Genomic DNA, 15755 nt, shown 5'->3' with positions numbered 1-15755 from the left:
TATCGGCAACGACAGCTAGCCTTGATCAGGTGACGGTTCCGATCTCGTGGCTCTTGCGACAGAAACACCTCTCGCTGGCTCTGCTCACCGACCGAGCAGCTGCCACCCACCCCGTCACGTTTGCGCAGGCCACAGAGCTGACGGACCCCACCCCGTGGCTTTCCGGCGGCGAATTGGTGCTCACCACCGGGCTGGCACTGGTGGGCGCGGACGCCACCGACTACAGCGAGTACATCGACCGTCTGGCCGCCGCAGAAGTATCGGCTCTGGGTTTCGGGACCGGCCTTTCCCACGAGAGTGTGCCCACAGACCTGATTGCCGCCGCCCGCAGCCGCGGACTCCCCCTGCTGGAAGTGCCGTTCACGACCCCGTTCGCGGCAGTCACGCGCGCGGTGATGACCCGTCTGAGCCAGCAGGAATACGAATCGGTACTCCGCGCGGCAGAAGTACAGACGCGCATCACCCGCGTTGCACTGCGCGGTGGCGTGTCGGCGATCGTGCGTGAACTAGCCACGGCCACAAAAACTTCGGTGGCGTTTGTCGGTGATCGGATCACCGCGGTGCATCCGGCAAACCAGAAGTCGTTGATCACCGAGGTTCGCGCGGTCGCGGCCACCACCCGCGATCCCAACGCTCCGGCGTCGATCTCGCAGAGCACACCCGAACGGACGCTGACACTGTCCCCCGTCGGCGTCACCGACAGTTGGCACGGCTACCTCGCCATGGCGGGCGCCGGGCCCCTGAGCAATATCGACAGAGTGTTGCTCGGGCATGCGGTCTCGCTGCTCACTCTCGAACTCGAGAAACCGGTTCGACTACGGGCCGAGCGAACTCGACTCAACGCCATGGCTTTCGGGCTCTTACTCGACGGCCGAATCCCCGAGGACGGTGTGCCGTCGTACTTGGACGAGGCAAGCGACACGCACGGCAACATTCGTGTCGTCCACGTTCGCGGATCCGGACTCGGCCCAGTTCTTCGCGAACTCGACAACGCTCTCGCGCGAGCAGGCCGGCCGTTGTTCGCGCAATCCGAGGACGGTTCGCTGACCGTCCTCCTCCGCGGAACCGACACAATCGACACCGCCAAAACACTACTGGCGCAGCTCTCCCCCACCGAAGCGAAAGCCGTGCGTGCCGGAATCAGCACCCCTCACCGTCTTCTGGACGCACCGCGCGCACTCGTCCAGGCCCGCGCCGCGGCCAATCTCACGACGGCCACTGCCCGCATTCTCGAGTTCGACGCTCTGAGTGGTTCGACGATTCTGGCATCCGAGCCTGCCCGTGAGGCACTGATCGCAATGGCTGCGGACACCATCCCGGTGCTGACCGAACACGACCAGGCACACGGAACCGCACTGGCCGCGTCTTTGCGCGCCTATCTCGAGGCAAACGGCCAATGGGAATCGGCCGCAGCCGAACTCGGTGTTCATCGGCACACCCTCCGAGGTCGCATCGCACGCATCGAGGAACTGCTGCAATGCGACCTCGGACAGGCCAGGGTCAGAGCCGAACTGCTGCTATCGCTACTCGCCTGGGAGGGCCGCTGAACCCTCCGCGGCGTGTACCGAAGCGAAGCTCGACGCACCGCGGACGAGTAGTTCGAGTTCGGCGTCGACCGTGCAGAGACGGGCGGTGTCCAGCGCTCCGCTGCGGCTCACGCTCGACATCAAAGCCGTGAACCGGCGCACCGCTTGCGGATTGGCGGCGGTCCACAACTCGACGACCTCCGGAATACCTTCACCGAGCGCACCGGACACGAGGTCCGCGAAACGCGCCGTCAACCTGGCATGGACGGCAGCGCTGCCCATGACCTCCCAATGCGAGGCACCGACGGCGACGTCGACGCCGCCGAGAACATCGCCCAGATCGAGAGCGTCGGAGAGTTCCCGATAGATCGCGGCTGCGGCCGCGGCCGTCGTATTCTCCTGCAGTGCAATGTCTGCCAGGGCGAGTGCTCCGAAAGACGCCTCGATGCGCTCGCTGGCCGGCAAACCGTCGGTGAGTTCCCGCACCGGGGCTGCCCACCGATCGATGTCGGCGCGCGGGTTCACGGTGAACCGGCCGGCTGCTCCCGGACGACGCAACACCCAGCTCATCTCGGATTCCAACAACTGCTGCAAGCGATCGAGAGCCTGCAACTGCTCGGTGGCGCGCAGCTCCGAGTTCAAGATCTCGCGCCGAAGTTCCTCGGTGCCGAGCACTTCGCTGACTACTGCGTAGGCCAGAGCCGCTTCCGGACTGTGGACTCCGAGGTGTTCCTCGAGCCGGAACAGCACGCCGGGGCCGACGCGGTTGACCAGTTCGTCGACAACCGAGGTGATGATGATGTCGCGGCCCAACCGATGTGCGCGGACCGCGTCCGGTGCTGCCTCGACGACGGAGAGCGGGAAGTACTGCGGGAGACGATCGGCGAAGATCTGATTGTCCGGGACGGTCGACGCCCCCAATTCCGCCGTCAGTACGTTCTTCGACTGCGCCACCAGCACAGCAAGTTCCGGCCGCAGGAGACCCTGCCCGGCACGCGCCCTGACCGCCAGCGCCTTGGAGTCGGGCAGAGATTCTTCCAGTCGCTTCATGGCGCCCGCCGAGACGAGGTTCTCGATCAACCGCTCGTGCTGATCGAGCAGGGCCGGTGCGCGGTGCTCGGCCAGGCTGATCGCGAGGGTCTGATCTTCACTGGCCTCGAGCACCGATGCGGCCACCTCGTCCTGGGCCGCCGCGAGTAGTTCATTGCGCGAGGTCGCTTCCAACTCTGCGAGTGCGATCTTGATGTTGACCTCACGGTCCGAGGTAGCCACGCCTGCCGCGTTGTCGATGAAGTCGGCGTTGATTCGTCCTCCGCCAGCGGCATATTCGATGCGGGCACGCTGGGTGAAACCCAGGTTGCCGCCCTCACCCACCACGGTTGCACGCAACTCGTCAGCGCTGACGCGAACTGCGTCGTTGGACGGATCGGCCGCGTCGACGTTGCTTTCGGTCGACGCTTTCACGTAGGTACCGACGCCGCCGTTCCACAACAGGTCCACCGGAGCACACAGGATCGCTCGGATCAGTTCCTGCGGGGTCAAGTTCTCCTCGGTGATTCCGAGGGCCGCACGCGCCTCGAGCGGAAGGCGGATCGACTTCGCGCTCCGCGGCCAGACGCCACCGCCCGGCGACATCACGGTGCGATCGAAGTCGTCCCAGGACGAGCGCGGCACGGTGAAGAGGCGAGCGCGTTCGGCAAAGCTCGTCTCGGTGTCGGGGTTCGGGTCGATGAAGATGTGGCGGTGATCGAATGCCGCGACCAGACGGATCTTGTGCGAGAGCAACATTCCGTTGCCGAACACGTCGCCGGACATGTCCCCGATACCCGCGACGGTGAACGGATCGGTGTCGACATCGAGGTCGCGCTCGGCGAAGTGCCGTCGAACCGCTACCCAGGCGCCGCGAGCGGTGATGCCCATCGCCTTGTGGTCGTAGCCGGCCGAACCGCCGGAAGCAAAAGCGTCGCCGAGCCAGAAACCACGCTCGACGGCGATGCCGTTCGCGACGTCCGAGAACCGTGCGGTCCCCTTGTCTGCTGCCACGACGAGATAGGAGTCTTCACCGTCGTACTCGATTACTTCTGCCGGGTGTACCGCAGCGCCGTCGACGATGTTGTCCACCACGTCCAGCAAGCCGCGAATGAAGGTGCTGTACGACTCCTGCACCTGCGCCGGAGTCGGTGACGACGTGCCCCGAACCACGAACGCGCCCTTGGCACCCGAAGGAACGATCGGGGAATTCTTCACGCTCTGGGTCTTCATGAGGCTCAGGGCCTCGGTGCGGTAGTCCTCGTATCGATCCGACCAACGCAGGCCGCCACGGGCGACGGAGGAACTACGCAGGTGAACGCCTTCGACATTGGGTGCGCTGACGTAGATCTCGCGGAAGGGAACGGTCTTCTGTGGGGTGGAGAGCAACTGCGAGTCGATCTTGAACGACGCGTACGGCAGCGGGTCGCCGGACTCACCACGCAGGTACCAGTTGGTGCGCAGAGTCGCCTGCAGGAACGAACGAACGCCGCGCAAGACGCGATCCTCGTCGAGAGTGTCTGCACCGTCGACTGATTCGTCGATGGCCGCCGCCGCGGTGGCCACTGCTGTCTCCCGCAATCCTGCTACGGCGGGATCGAAACGCGCAGTGAAGAGTTCGATTGCCTGCCGTACGAAGAGTGGCTTCGCTGCCAACACTCCGACGATGTAGCTCTCGGACAGCCCGATACGAGCCTGAGCGAGGAAACGGCACGCAGCGCGCAGCAACTCTGCGTCGCGCCACGTGATGTCTGCTCGTCCGATCAGACTGGAGAATGCGTCCATCCGGGTCTGTCCGGCGATGACGGCTTCGAAGGCGTCCGCCATCTTCTCCAGCGCACTGCCGTCGAAGGTGCTCGGCTCGAAGGTGAAGTAATGCGCCGAACCCAGAACGGTTGGAAGGGGGCGGTGCGTCGAAACTCGGAGTCCGAGGGACTCGAAGTTCTCGCACAGATCGGAGAGGGAGGGCTCTCCGGACGGCCACAGCACCACACAGGTCAGATCGTCACTGCTCAGGGCATCGCTGTTCAAGTCGTCGCCCTGACGGAAGACGAGTCGCTGGCCCGCTGCTGCCAATTCGGCGACCAGTTCGAGCGCCGGGTCACCGGATCGATCACCGCCTGCCGGTCTCGATTCTGCAGCTGCGGTCTTGGTCGCCGATGATGTGCTCGCCATTGAACACCCTCCTGGAAATTATTGGATCCGAACACTTTCCAGTGTTGCGTGGATCACCGGAAAGAGGTCGTGCCCGATAGGAGTACCAACCCCCATCGGGCACGACATTTCGGCAGTTGCGGTGAGCTCAGTCGCCCAACCTGATCGGAGCAAGCTCCTCGAACACGTCGCCGGGTCCGGGATTCTCGGCAGGCGCAGCGCCGCCGAGATGGTTGACGACGCCCCATACCGCGTTGATCGCGGTCTGGATCGCGCCCTCAGCCCAGCCGGCGGTCCACGACACGTCGTCACCGGCGAGGAAGATTCCCCGATGACGCGGTTCGAGATCATTCTGCACGAAGTGGGAGAACAGGCGCTCCTGGTAGCGGTAGTGCCCCGGAAGGTTCGCCTTGAATGCGCCCATGAAGTCGCGCTCGGTTTCCCACGACAGCGTCACCGGGCTCGAGATGATGTGGCTGCGGAAGTCAACGCCGGGGTAGATCTCTTCGAGAGAGCGCAGCATGATGTTCATGCGCTCGGTGGCGTCGAGCGCCAGCAGCTTCAGCGAATCGTCCGACCAGGTGTACGACAAGCAGATCAGGCCTGGCTTGCCCTCGCCTTGATCGAGCAGGTAGGTGCCGCGACTCATACGGTCGGTCAGTGTCATCGACACCGAATCACGGCCGGTCACGGGGTCCTTGTCCTTCCAGAACGGGCGGTCGACGAGAACGAACACCTTGGTCGAACCCATGTAGTGAGTTCGCTCGATCGCAGTCCAGTGGTCGATCGGGAACAGATCGTCGTCACACCTGATGTTGTTCAGCAGCATCCAACTCTGCACTGTCACAACGGCACTCGCATACGTGCGAATGAAACCTTCGGAGTCCGTCACCGTGATGTTGCCGGGCTCGGTACGCCGGAGTTCGGTGACGCGGGGACGCGTCTCACCGTCGTTGAGCGAAGCGACCGTAGTACCGGCAGGCCAATGCGCCATGTGCGCCGGGGCGCGGTTCCACAACCGCATCGGCAGCTGCTGCGATCCACCGACGATGCCGCGGTGGTCGTCGTCGGCGGCCGTGATGACCACACGAAGGATTTCGAGGATCGAGTTGGGGTAGTCGGTATCCCAACCGCCCGTACCGAATCCGACCTGTCCGAACACTTCCCGCATGTGGAAGGACTTGAAGTGCTTCGACGCGGCGAGGAATCCGTAGAACGTCTGGTCGTCGTAGCGCACCACGAGGTCGTTCCAGATCCGCTTGATTTCTGCGGTGTCGCGGTCACGAATGGCCTGCTGCAACGGAATCAGATCGGCATGCTCTTCGAGAGTGCGCTGCCAGGCCTGCGCCACCTCGGTGTAGATCGGCGGCAGATCCTCGAGAGTGTGCGCGTAGTGGCTCTCGCCCTTGAGATCGATGACGGTGCTCGGCGTGACCTCGGCAAGGGGATTGGGGAACTCTTCGGTCTGCAGACCCAGTTCGTTCAGGTAGTGGAACAACGTTGTCGACGACGGTGGGAAACGCATTGCGCCCATCTCGGCAACAACCCCGGGGTGCCCGTCGAACTCGACCGACCGCATCCGGCCACCGATCTGATCAGCTTCGTAGACAATCGGTTTGAGACCGATCTTGAGCAACTCGTAGGCCGCGATCATGCCGGAGAGTCCGCCACCGATCACGGCAACTTCTGTACCCAGTGCCAGATCGGGCACCGAGCCGAGTCCCGCCGGACTGGAAACGTAGTCGTCGTACGGGAACGGAAAATCCGGCCCGAACATCGTGAGGGGCGGCTGCTTGCCGGGTTCCGAGGAACTGTCCGGAGCTACTGGGATGGTCATCTACGGTTCTCCTTGGAGACAGTCGTGACAGAAAGATCTGGATACAGATCGAGGCGTCGATCGTCGAGATGCGTGTTGAGGGTGCGCGATTGCGAGACGGTGGCGGCGGCGATATCCGCGAAGAGCAATTCCTGGCCGAACCCGGCCCTCGCCAACTCGGCACCGTCGGGCGCGATGGCGCACGAGAGACCGCAGTAGGTCAGCTCGGTTTCGGCGCCGCAGCGATTGACGTAGGTGACAAACATCTGACTCTCGTATGCGCGGGCCGGAACCACTTGCTGCGCAATGTGTTCGTACGGAGTCATCAACCCTGTCGGCACGATGAGCCATTCGGTACCGGAGTCGGCATGGGCCCGAACCGCTTCGGGAAATTCCACGTCGTAGCAGATCAACAACCCGCAGCGGATGCCCTCGAAATCGAACCCGACCACCAGGGTCTCACCTGGCCGGAAATGTTCGCGGTCGAGCGTGCCGAACAGGTGCGTCTTGCGGTAGTGCGCAAGCGAAGTGCCGTCGCGGTCCACCACCTGCACACTGTTGTAGACATCTCCCCCGTCGAGTTCGGGGTAGCCGTAGACGACTGCGATGCCTGCACTTCGAGCAATCGCGGCGACGGAATCGAAGATCGGGCCGTCGGCCGGTTCCGCGCGTAGCGACACCAGTTCGCCGATGTCGTAGCCGGTTGCGGACATCTCCGGCGTCAGCAGGATCTTCGCACCGGATGCTGCAGCCTCGCGGGCAGCAGTGTCGATTGCAGCGAGGTTGAACTCCACCGACGCAAAGGTGTCCGGGGTGGTGAGCGGACCTTGGAACAGGCCAACTCGAACTGAATCGACATGCATGGTGCGCTCCTTCAGGAGTTCCGTGACGCCAATTTTCGACGGTGTGTGTGACGGGGACAACTACCAGCGTGACGGCTGCCGCCAATCATGTCAACTCTTGTTTCCTAAGAATCAACATTCACGGATTCGAGTCTCACGAAGACGACGCGCGTGGCCCTTCCGGCAATGCCGGATTCAAGACCCACAGAACCTTCGCCAGAACCGAGCCTTCGGCCTGAAAACTATGGTTGTGCGTCGGCGTGAATGTGAAGGAATCGCCCGCCGCAAGTACGACGTCTTCGGCATCGACGGCCTCACCGTTCGGATCCGTCCGACCGCCCTCGAACGAGACCCGCAAGCCGCCCTCGAGCACGTGCACGAAGTTCACGTCGATCGGCAGACTGTAGAACTCCCGACCACTTCCGCCGCCTGGTTCCAGCTCGCCGAGCAGCACCTGAATTCGACGCTCGTTGGTAGGCGTGAGCAGGTACTCCGTCATCTTTTCGCCACCGAAGCTGATTTGCGGCATGGCGTCGGCGCGGACTACTTCACCGGCGGACGCATTCTCGAACAGGGATCCGACGGGGATCTCGAGCACCGCGCACACCTTGATCAGGGTCGCCACCGACGCGTTGACGTGATCGCGCTCGAGTTTCGAGAGATACCCCTTGGTCACACCGCAGGCCTCGGCCAGGTCGTCGAGGGTCAACCGCTTCGATTGACGTGCCGCCTTGAGCCTCGCCCCGATGCGCGGTCCGACCGGCTCGACCGCTTCCTTCGCCTTGGCCACTGAACCCACTCCTTCACGACCGCCGTGTCCCTTTCAGGAAACAGGGGTTGACAACCGAGCCTCTTGAAGAAACCATACTTGCTCAGAGAGCTACATCACTGAAGGGCGCCCGGTGTGCGCCGAATCGAGAGCAGGGACCTCTGCACATGGCTACCAACAACCCCGGATCGTTCATCGGACCCGTCGACGCCACGCGCGTCCCCCGCTACGCCGAGCCGACCACCTTTGCGCGTCTCCCGCGCCTGGACGAGGTCTCGCGCGCCGACGTGACGATCCTCGGCATCCCCTTCGATTCGGGTGTCAGCTACCGCCCCGGTGCCCGGTTCGGTCCGGGGCACATCCGCGCTGCGTCGAAGCTGCTGCGTCCGTACAACCCAGCGCTGAAGGTCTCGCCCTTCGCCAATCAGCAGGTAGCCGATTTCGGCGACATCGGCGTCAACCCCTTCGACATCCAGGAAGCTCTCACGACGGTTCAGTCCGCCGTCACCGACCTGCGCGCCGACGGTTCCTCCGTGCTCACGCTCGGCGGCGATCACACCATCGCACTGCCGATCCTGCGTTCACTGGCCCGCGATCACGGCCCGATCGCCGTCCTGCACTTCGACGCTCATCTCGACACCTGGGACACCTACTTCGGTCAGCCTTTCACCCACGGCACCCCCTTCCGCCGCGCCAGCGAAGAGGGCCTGATCGACATGGAGCGCTCGCAGCACATCGGCATCCGTGGACCGCTCTACAGCGAGAAAGACCTCGAAGACGACCGCGTCCTCGGTTTCCAGGTGATCCGCAGTGACGACTACGAGGTCGACGGCGTCGCCAGCATCGTCGAGCGCATGCGTAAGCGCCTCGACGGTGGCCCGGTGTACGTCTCCGTCGACATCGACGTACTCGATCCCGCCCACGCTCCGGGCACCGGAACACCCGAAGCGGGCGGCATGACCTCTCGCGAATTGTTGAACACACTGCGTGGGTTGGTGGGACTCAACGTGGTCGGCGCCGACATCGTCGAGGTAGCGCCGGCGTACGACCACGCCGAGATCACCGGTATCGCAGCGGCTCACGTCGCTTACGAGTTGCTGTCGGTACTCGCACTCAATCGCTGAAGCAGCACAACGGTATCCGTCGTGTGATGCATCTCGGGGTTCGCGGGAAGATCACGTTCCCGCGACTCCGAGACCAACACCTTCCAACCATCGGTGAACAGCGACTCCACGTATTCGGGTGTATGGAGCATGGCCCGATGGTGCTCGGTCGGCGACTCGTGAGGTGAGTGGCCCACGATCAGCAAATGCCCGCCGGGCGCGACCAGATCTCCGAGAGCACGGAACAATTCCCCGCGCGCGGGTTCGAGCATGTGGAAGAACTGCGCGGACACCAGATCGAACGAGCGCCCCTGCGGATCCCACTTCGTCAGGTCGGCTTCCAGCCATTCGATGTCGACGCCCTCGCCCTCGACGTGAGCCTGGGCGCGCCCGAGCGCAACCGACGAGATGTCGGTGCCGGTGACCTTCCACCCGCGACGCGCCAACCACAAAGCGTCGGCACCTTCGCCGCAACCGACGTCGAGTGCCGTGCCCGGTTCCAGGTCGGAGGCTTCGGCAATCAACTGTGGGTTGGGATTTCCGCTCCAGCGCGCGGGGCGTTCCTCGTACAGCGAGTTCCAGAACTGTGCGTCCGCCTTGGCGTACGGATTCTCGGTGGTATCGGAGTTTTCGTGGTGATTGTGGTGTTCGTTGCTCATGCACCCAGGATGAACGACCTTCCACAACTCACGCAACCATCTTTGCTGAAACAGCAACTTCTCCATTTCGACGCCCTGCTAACGTCACGTCGTGGCCGGTGGATTTCCCGTGTTTCGTCTCTACTGCAACTCAGCAGGCCCATACGTTTTGTGTTGTGCGCATTTCCCCGAGTTCACCGGTTCGAACTCGGACGAAGAGTTCAGCGTCCAGCAGAGCTTCGACCGCGCAGTCGAGAAGATTCTGCGCGATGCATCCTTCGAACCGACTACCTTGACTTTGGTCGGCGAGCAGCAGTGCTATCCCGTCGGAGACCGACTGTTCGATACGACAATTCCGCGTACCGGAACCGTCTCGTACGCGTTCCAAGAAGCCGGACCGCCGTGGATCGTTCTCGGCCTTGATGTTTCGGCGGACGAATTCTGGTCCGAAATCGACGACGACGCAGACCTCCACGGTCTCGGCCCCACCTCCCCGTTGAGGTCAGTTCCAGCAACCGTGCTCACGGAGACCGGGTGGCCACGACGAAGTGACCTCGACTCCCCGTGAACTGAACCAGAACTCCAACCTTCGTGAAATCGAACAAAAATCCGCCCGATTTTCGTGAGGATCGACCGAGATGCCCGTCACGTCCTACGCCAAGATTTAGCGGTCACACTCGACTGCGCCCTCACGATTCACTCCCGGGCCCCGGCTCCTTCACGGAGGCACAATGAAACACCGCTCCTATTCGACGCTTGCCGCGACCGCGGGGCTCGCGCTCGTATTGTCGGCTTGCAGCTCGGGAGGCACGTCCTCGGGCTCCGGCGGCGGTGAGCCTCTGACTGACGGAACCTTCCGGTACGCGTTGCAAGGCGATCCGGGTGCACTCAACCCGATCATGTCCGGCTCTGCGGCAACCGCGGAAATTTCGAAGCTGGCGTACGACTCCCTGGTCTACCAGGATCCTGAAACCAGTGAATTCAAACCATGGTTGGCCGAGAAGTGGGAAGAAACGCCGACCTCCGCGTCCTTCACCATTCGTGAAGGCGTGACCTGTACCGACGGGTCGACGCTGACTGCACAGACCGTCGCGAACAACATCAACTTCGTAGCCGATCCAGCCAAGGGTTCACAACAACGCGGCACCACAGTTCCCATCGGCGCTTCGGCCACTGCCGATCTCGCCACCCGCACCATCACGGTAACCACTCCGGCGCCGAGCCCGTTCCTCCTCCTCACCATCAGTCGCCTCCCGATCATGTGCGATGCCGGTCTCGAAGATCCGACCGCCTCGAACAACAAGTCGCTGGGCTCCGGCATGTTCGAAGTCACCGAAGTCTCGGCCAATGACCACTACACGTTCGAGCGTCGTGACGGTTACAGCTGGGGGCCCGACGACACCACCTCCGACACACCGGGTGTCCCCAAGACAGTCATTGCTGTCATGGCACCCAATGTCAGCACCGCAGCAAACCAGCTTCTCTCAGGCGAACTGAGCGCATCTCCGATCGCCGGTCCGGACAAGGATCGCATCGATGCCGCCAATTTCGACTCGGTCCAGCGCCCACTTCCCGCCGGTCAGATGTACTTCAATCAGATTGCGGACAATCCGACCAGTGATCCCGCCGTTCGAAAAGCTCTCGTCCAGGCTGTCAATCTCGACGATCTCGCTGAAGTCATCACTGGCGGCCAGGGCACCCGTGCAACAAGTCTTGTCTCCGTCGAGCCCCGAGCCTGTGTGTACGACTCTGTCGCAGGCAACATTCCGGACTTCGACCTCAGCGCAGCAAAGGCAACACTGGACGCTGCAGGTTGGACCGCCGGCTCCGACGGCAAACGAAGCAAGGACGGAAAGCCGCTGACCCTCCGCCTCTTCTACGCTGCCGGCGAAGATGCGCGCAGCGCGGCAGCCGAGCTCACCCAGTCGGCATGGTCCGACCTCGGTGCGACCGTCGAGGTGACAGGAGCCGACCAGACCAAGGTTGTCGACGTCATGCTCAGTGGCAAGGACAACAACCAGTGGGACATCGCGTGGATCCAGATCAACAATTCGGTTCCCAGCGGGTTCGTCCCGTTCTTCTCCGGTCCTGCTCCGGCAGCAGGTAAGAACTTCTCTTCGATCAACAACCCCGCCTACGAAGCAGCCGTTGCCAAGGCCTCCGGTTTGACCGGCGACGCAGCATGCGCGGAGTGGGCAGACGCCGAGTCACAGATCACCAAAACGGTGTCCGCAGTCCCGTTTGCAGATACGGTCTTGAGCTTCTACTTCAACAAGGCCGGACTCGCATTCGGTAAGACCTTCATCGGTTCTGCGTTGCGCCTCTACCAGTAGGCCGGTCGACCGAACGCGGTGCGTCAACGAGATACGTCAGATCATTGTGATCTGACGTATCTTGTTGCCACACCGATCGTCTCGTTGTCGAGTTCGACGTAGGTCAGCTGAGGAATGCTGGACGCAAGTTCACTGAAAGCCCACTTCGCGACATTCTCGAATGACGGACGGAAATCGAAAATCTCCGGCCAGGCACCGCTCGCCAATTGCTCGGCACATCGATCGACGGACTCGTCCAGAGCGTCCGTGTCGACAAACCATCCACGTTCTCCGAGTTGGTCGTCCTCGAACGAGAACGCCACTCGCATCGTCACGCGAAATCCGTCGGCAGGCATCAGCGGCGGCAAGTTCTTCGCGTCCCGCACCGGTGCCGGAAGCCCCTGCCTCACAGCGAATGTACGACGGATCTCGATACTGAACATGCGCACCAAGGTATCAATGTTCATCACAATTCTATGAGCGGACCAATCGCGCAATCGCGTCGTTCGCTTCTTTGATCTTCGCGTCCGCCTCGGGCCCACCGGCAACAGCGGCTTTGACGACGCAGTGGCCGATGTGGTCCTCGAGCAGGCCCATGGCCACCGCCTGGAGGCCCTTGGTCATCGCCGACACCTGCGTCAGGATGTCGATACAGTACTTGTCCTCGTCGACCATGCGCTGCAGGCCGCGAGCTTGACCTTCAATGCGACGCAGACGCGCCAGGTAGTCGCCCTTGGCGGTGATGTAGCCGTGCGAATCTCCCGTGCAGCACACATCGCCGGTCGCATCACTGCTTTGGACACTGTTTGGAGCGCTGCTTGGCGCACTGCCAACTTCTGTCGCTTCCGACATTCGATGTCCTCCTGTTCGTCAACGCGTGACTTCGCAACAATTCTCGTTACCGGTGCGATGTGCGGATACTCTTCGACTTCCCTTGTCTTGCAGAGCAATCACTGTGCACATCGCCACGCACTTCGCTACTGCGCGAACAGATGGGTGCATGGCGATTAGCGATGCCCGTTTTCCCGCTGCTGCGAAACGCATTCGGTCTCAGTGCCCGTGGTGCGCGTGGTTCGCATGTTCGGACGCAGGTGGGGTCGCATTGTCGGCCGTCAGCGTGAATTCCGCCGTACGCACCACTCCGCCGTGCTTGAAGTCCAAAAACAACCGGTAATCCTCGGCGCTCGGCATGTTGGCGTAGAAGGTGATTGCCGGTCCGGCCGGCGTGACACCGTCACCGGGGTAGCCGTCCGGATGGACATGGAGATAGGCGAGGTCGGAGGCACGCAACGCGACCAGATGCCCGTATGCGGCAAGGTAGGGCTGCAAGTCTGTGACCGGGATTCCGTCACGACTGACCGAGAGCGTGAGCTTCGATGTCTGGCCGGCATGGGCCGCGCCTTCGAGGGAGACGGTATAGCCGTCGACCGTCGTGGCGGCAGTAGCGGCGGGCAACGGCCGAGGATCGTAGGATCCGGCGACGCGCACATCCGCACTGAGCGTGATTCCGTCACCACCGTCCGGAGTGAAATCAGCGAAGACTCGATAGTCTCCCGCATGATCGAAATCGACTGACACATGCCAGTTTCCGTTCTCGTCCAATTCGGGATGCACGTGCTGGAATCCGGTCAGGTCCAGACCGACCACGATCAGATGCAACTGCTTGTCGTGGGTGTCCGTGTACCGGATCAAGGGAGTTCCAACCGGATCCAGGATCCGGAACTGCAAGGGGACATGGTTGCCGACGGTCGCCTCCGACGTTGCCAATTCCAGTGTGTAGCCGTTGTCGCTGAACATCTTGCCCTCCAAAGTTTGGGTCGGCAGCACTCTCGTTGCCGTCTGCGTCAGGTTCTGCACTCCTTGACATCGAACCTGTTGCAATTTGTACCATACCCCCCTAGGGTATGCAACGAGCTACTCGAACACCCTGAATTCACTCGAAGGAGATCCGATGCGCATCTACGCAGAGCGCCGGCCGAACGAGTTCCAAGAACAGCATTTCCCCGCGCACCTCAACGAAGCGCTGCGCCGATGTCGCCCCGGCTCGCTTTCGACACCCCCCGACCACACGAGCATCACCTATACCCCGTACAGGTAAGGAACTCAGAATGTCCACACAACCGAAATCCACCCGTAAGTGGTGGGCGTTGGCGTTGATCGCCGCCGCTCAGTTCATGGTCATCATGGACACCTCCATCATCGGCGTCGCTCTCCCCCAGATGCAGAGCGATCTCGGCTTTTCCCAAGAAGGCCTGACCTGGGTCTTCAATGCGTACGTCATCGCGTTCGGCGGGCTACTCCTCCTCGGCGGCCGCCTGTCCGACCTGTTCGGCGCCCGCAGAGTGTTCTCCGCTGGTTGGCTGATCCTGCTGATCGGTTCCGTTGTCGCCGGTGCCGCCGGTAACGTCGCCGTCGAACTTGCGGGCCGTGCAGTCCAGGGCGCAGGCGCCGCACTCATCGCGCCGTCGGCGCTCACCTTGCTGATGATGCTGTTCGGCAGCACGCAGAAAGAGATGACCAAGGCGCTGTCCATCTACGGCGCTGCCGCCCCGGCCGGCGGTACGGCCGGCGTGTTCCTCGGCGGCGTCATCACCGAATACACCAGCTGGCCTTGGGTGTTCTATCTCAACATTCCCATCGCTGTCATCGCACTAATCGCTACTCCCCTCCTGATGCCGAACGCACCGGCACGTACCGGGTCGATCGACTTCCTCGGCGCACTCGCTGTCACCGCAGGTCTTGCTGTCGGAGTCTTCGGCATCGTCAGAGCACCTGATGTCGGATGGGGATCCGGGCAGACGTGGCTGGCGCTCGCCGTTTCGGCCGCTCTGTTGGGTGCATTCGTATTGATCCAGTCGAAGCGTCGGGAACCTCTGGTGCGTCTGGGAATCTTCAAGGCGCCCAACCTCGGTGCCGCGAACATCGCTCAGCTCGTCCTCGGCGCTGCCTGGATACCGATGTGGTTCTTCCTGAACCTGTACCTGCAGCAAGTGCTCGGATACAGCGCCTTCCCGGCCGGTGCGGCGCTGCTGCCGATGACGATCTTCGTCATGCTCGGCATGGTCGTCGTGGCACCACGGGCCATGGCACGCTTCGGTGCAAAAGCGATGATCGTGACCGGATTGCTTGTACTGGGAATCGGTTTGGGTTGGATGTCGTTGATCCGGCCCACCGGCAACTTCTGGGTCGACGTACTGCCGGCATCGCTCGTGGCTGCGGCAGGTATGACGCTGGCGTTCATTCCCTCACTCGGTACGGCGATTTCGGCTGCGCGCCCGGAAGAGGGCGGATTGGCTTCCGGCATCGTCAACGTCAGCTACCAGGTCGGCTCGGCTGTCGGCCTCGCGGTGATGACCGCGATCGCAGCAGTGTTCGGCGCTGATCAACTCGGTGACCTGACGGAGTTGACGAACGGTTTCTCCGCCGTGTTCCTCGGAGCAGCCGCCATCGCAGTGGTTGGCGCAGCAATCACCGCGATCGTGATGCGGTCGACCAAGGTCGACGATCCTCGACCCGTTCAATCCACCGTCAATTCTTGACCAACTCCGGTGGTGGGTTCGGCCGGC

Annotated in this window: 13 protein-coding genes; 5 read left to right on the top strand and 8 right to left on the bottom strand. The window is 62.6% G+C overall.

What is annotated here, in order from left to right; all coding sequences use genetic code 11:
- The first annotated feature begins 29 nt into the window (after positions 1 to 29).
- Positions 30 to 1547 (top strand): PucR family transcriptional regulator, encoded by a 1518-nt coding sequence (locus P3G66_RS09215; protein ID WP_065351873.1) that lies wholly within the window; start codon positions 30 to 32, stop codon positions 1545 to 1547.
- Here P3G66_RS09215 and P3G66_RS09210 read toward each other — a convergent pair.
- From P3G66_RS09210 to P3G66_RS09195, 4 genes are all read right to left on the bottom strand, one after another.
- The gene (locus P3G66_RS09210; RefSeq protein ID WP_276116419.1) at positions 1524 to 4730 is read right to left on the bottom strand and encodes an NAD-glutamate dehydrogenase domain-containing protein; all 3207 of its coding nucleotides are present in this window, start codon (positions 4728 to 4730) and stop codon (positions 1524 to 1526) included. The two genes, P3G66_RS09215 and P3G66_RS09210, sit on opposite strands and share 24 nt — an antisense overlap.
- Positions 4731 to 4857: 127 nt before the next feature.
- Positions 4858 to 6546: an NAD(P)/FAD-dependent oxidoreductase gene (locus P3G66_RS09205; RefSeq protein ID WP_007727084.1), complete on the bottom strand. Its 1689-nt coding sequence runs from the start codon at positions 6544 to 6546 to the stop codon at positions 4858 to 4860.
- A complete protein-coding gene (locus P3G66_RS09200) occupies positions 6543 to 7388 on the bottom strand; it encodes a carbon-nitrogen hydrolase family protein (RefSeq protein WP_007727087.1) in 846 nt (281 codons plus the stop codon). Before P3G66_RS09200 ends, P3G66_RS09205 begins: the two co-directional genes overlap by 4 nt.
- Positions 7389 to 7521: 133 nt before the next feature.
- A complete protein-coding gene (locus P3G66_RS09195) occupies positions 7522 to 8157 on the bottom strand; it encodes an XRE family transcriptional regulator (RefSeq protein WP_007727089.1) in 636 nt (211 codons plus the stop codon).
- Between the two features lie 146 nt (positions 8158 to 8303).
- Between P3G66_RS09195 and speB the strand changes: the two genes are divergently transcribed.
- The gene (speB, locus tag P3G66_RS09190; RefSeq protein ID WP_003941134.1) at positions 8304 to 9260 is read left to right on the top strand and encodes an agmatinase; all 957 of its coding nucleotides are present in this window, start codon (positions 8304 to 8306) and stop codon (positions 9258 to 9260) included.
- Here the strand turns inward: speB and P3G66_RS09185 are convergent.
- On the bottom strand, positions 9224 to 9898 hold the full coding sequence (locus P3G66_RS09185; RefSeq protein WP_037129351.1) for a class I SAM-dependent methyltransferase: 675 nt from the start codon (positions 9896 to 9898) through the stop codon (positions 9224 to 9226). The genes speB and P3G66_RS09185 overlap by 37 nt on opposite strands.
- A 91-nt stretch (positions 9899 to 9989) precedes the next feature.
- Between P3G66_RS09185 and P3G66_RS09180 the strand changes: the two genes are divergently transcribed.
- Both P3G66_RS09180 and P3G66_RS09175 read left to right on the top strand, forming a co-directional pair.
- Positions 9990 to 10445, top strand: a complete 456-nt coding sequence (locus tag P3G66_RS09180) for a hypothetical protein (protein WP_276116418.1) — start codon at positions 9990 to 9992, stop codon at positions 10443 to 10445.
- Between the two features lie 163 nt (positions 10446 to 10608).
- A complete protein-coding gene (locus P3G66_RS09175; protein ID WP_234551007.1) occupies positions 10609 to 12210 on the top strand; it encodes an ABC transporter substrate-binding protein in 1602 nt (533 codons plus the stop codon).
- Positions 12211 to 12251: 41 nt separating this feature from the next.
- Here the strand turns inward: P3G66_RS09175 and P3G66_RS09170 are convergent, their stop codons facing one another.
- From P3G66_RS09170 to P3G66_RS09160, 3 genes are all read right to left on the bottom strand, one after another.
- Positions 12252 to 12656: a 6-carboxytetrahydropterin synthase gene (locus P3G66_RS09170; RefSeq protein WP_054187872.1), complete on the bottom strand. Its 405-nt coding sequence runs from the start codon at positions 12654 to 12656 to the stop codon at positions 12252 to 12254.
- 7 nt (positions 12657 to 12663) lie between these two features.
- On the bottom strand, positions 12664 to 13041 hold the full coding sequence (locus P3G66_RS09165) for a metal-sensitive transcriptional regulator (RefSeq protein WP_064111441.1): 378 nt from the start codon (positions 13039 to 13041) through the stop codon (positions 12664 to 12666).
- 198 nt (positions 13042 to 13239) lie between these two features.
- The gene (locus tag P3G66_RS09160) at positions 13240 to 14046 is read right to left on the bottom strand and encodes a hypothetical protein (protein WP_234551009.1); all 807 of its coding nucleotides are present in this window, start codon (positions 14044 to 14046) and stop codon (positions 13240 to 13242) included.
- Positions 14047 to 14297: 251 nt separating this feature from the next.
- Between P3G66_RS09160 and P3G66_RS09155 the strand changes: the two genes are divergently transcribed.
- Positions 14298 to 15728 (top strand): MFS transporter, encoded by a 1431-nt coding sequence (locus tag P3G66_RS09155; RefSeq protein ID WP_041814608.1) that lies wholly within the window; start codon positions 14298 to 14300, stop codon positions 15726 to 15728.
- Positions 15729 to 15755 lie beyond the last annotated feature (27 nt).

The organism is Rhodococcus sp. C3V (assembly GCF_029269915.1).
GTDB classification, from domain to species: domain Bacteria; phylum Actinomycetota; class Actinomycetes; order Mycobacteriales; family Mycobacteriaceae; genus Rhodococcus_F; species Rhodococcus_F qingshengii.
This window is presented reverse-complemented; position numbering and strand designations above follow the sequence as displayed.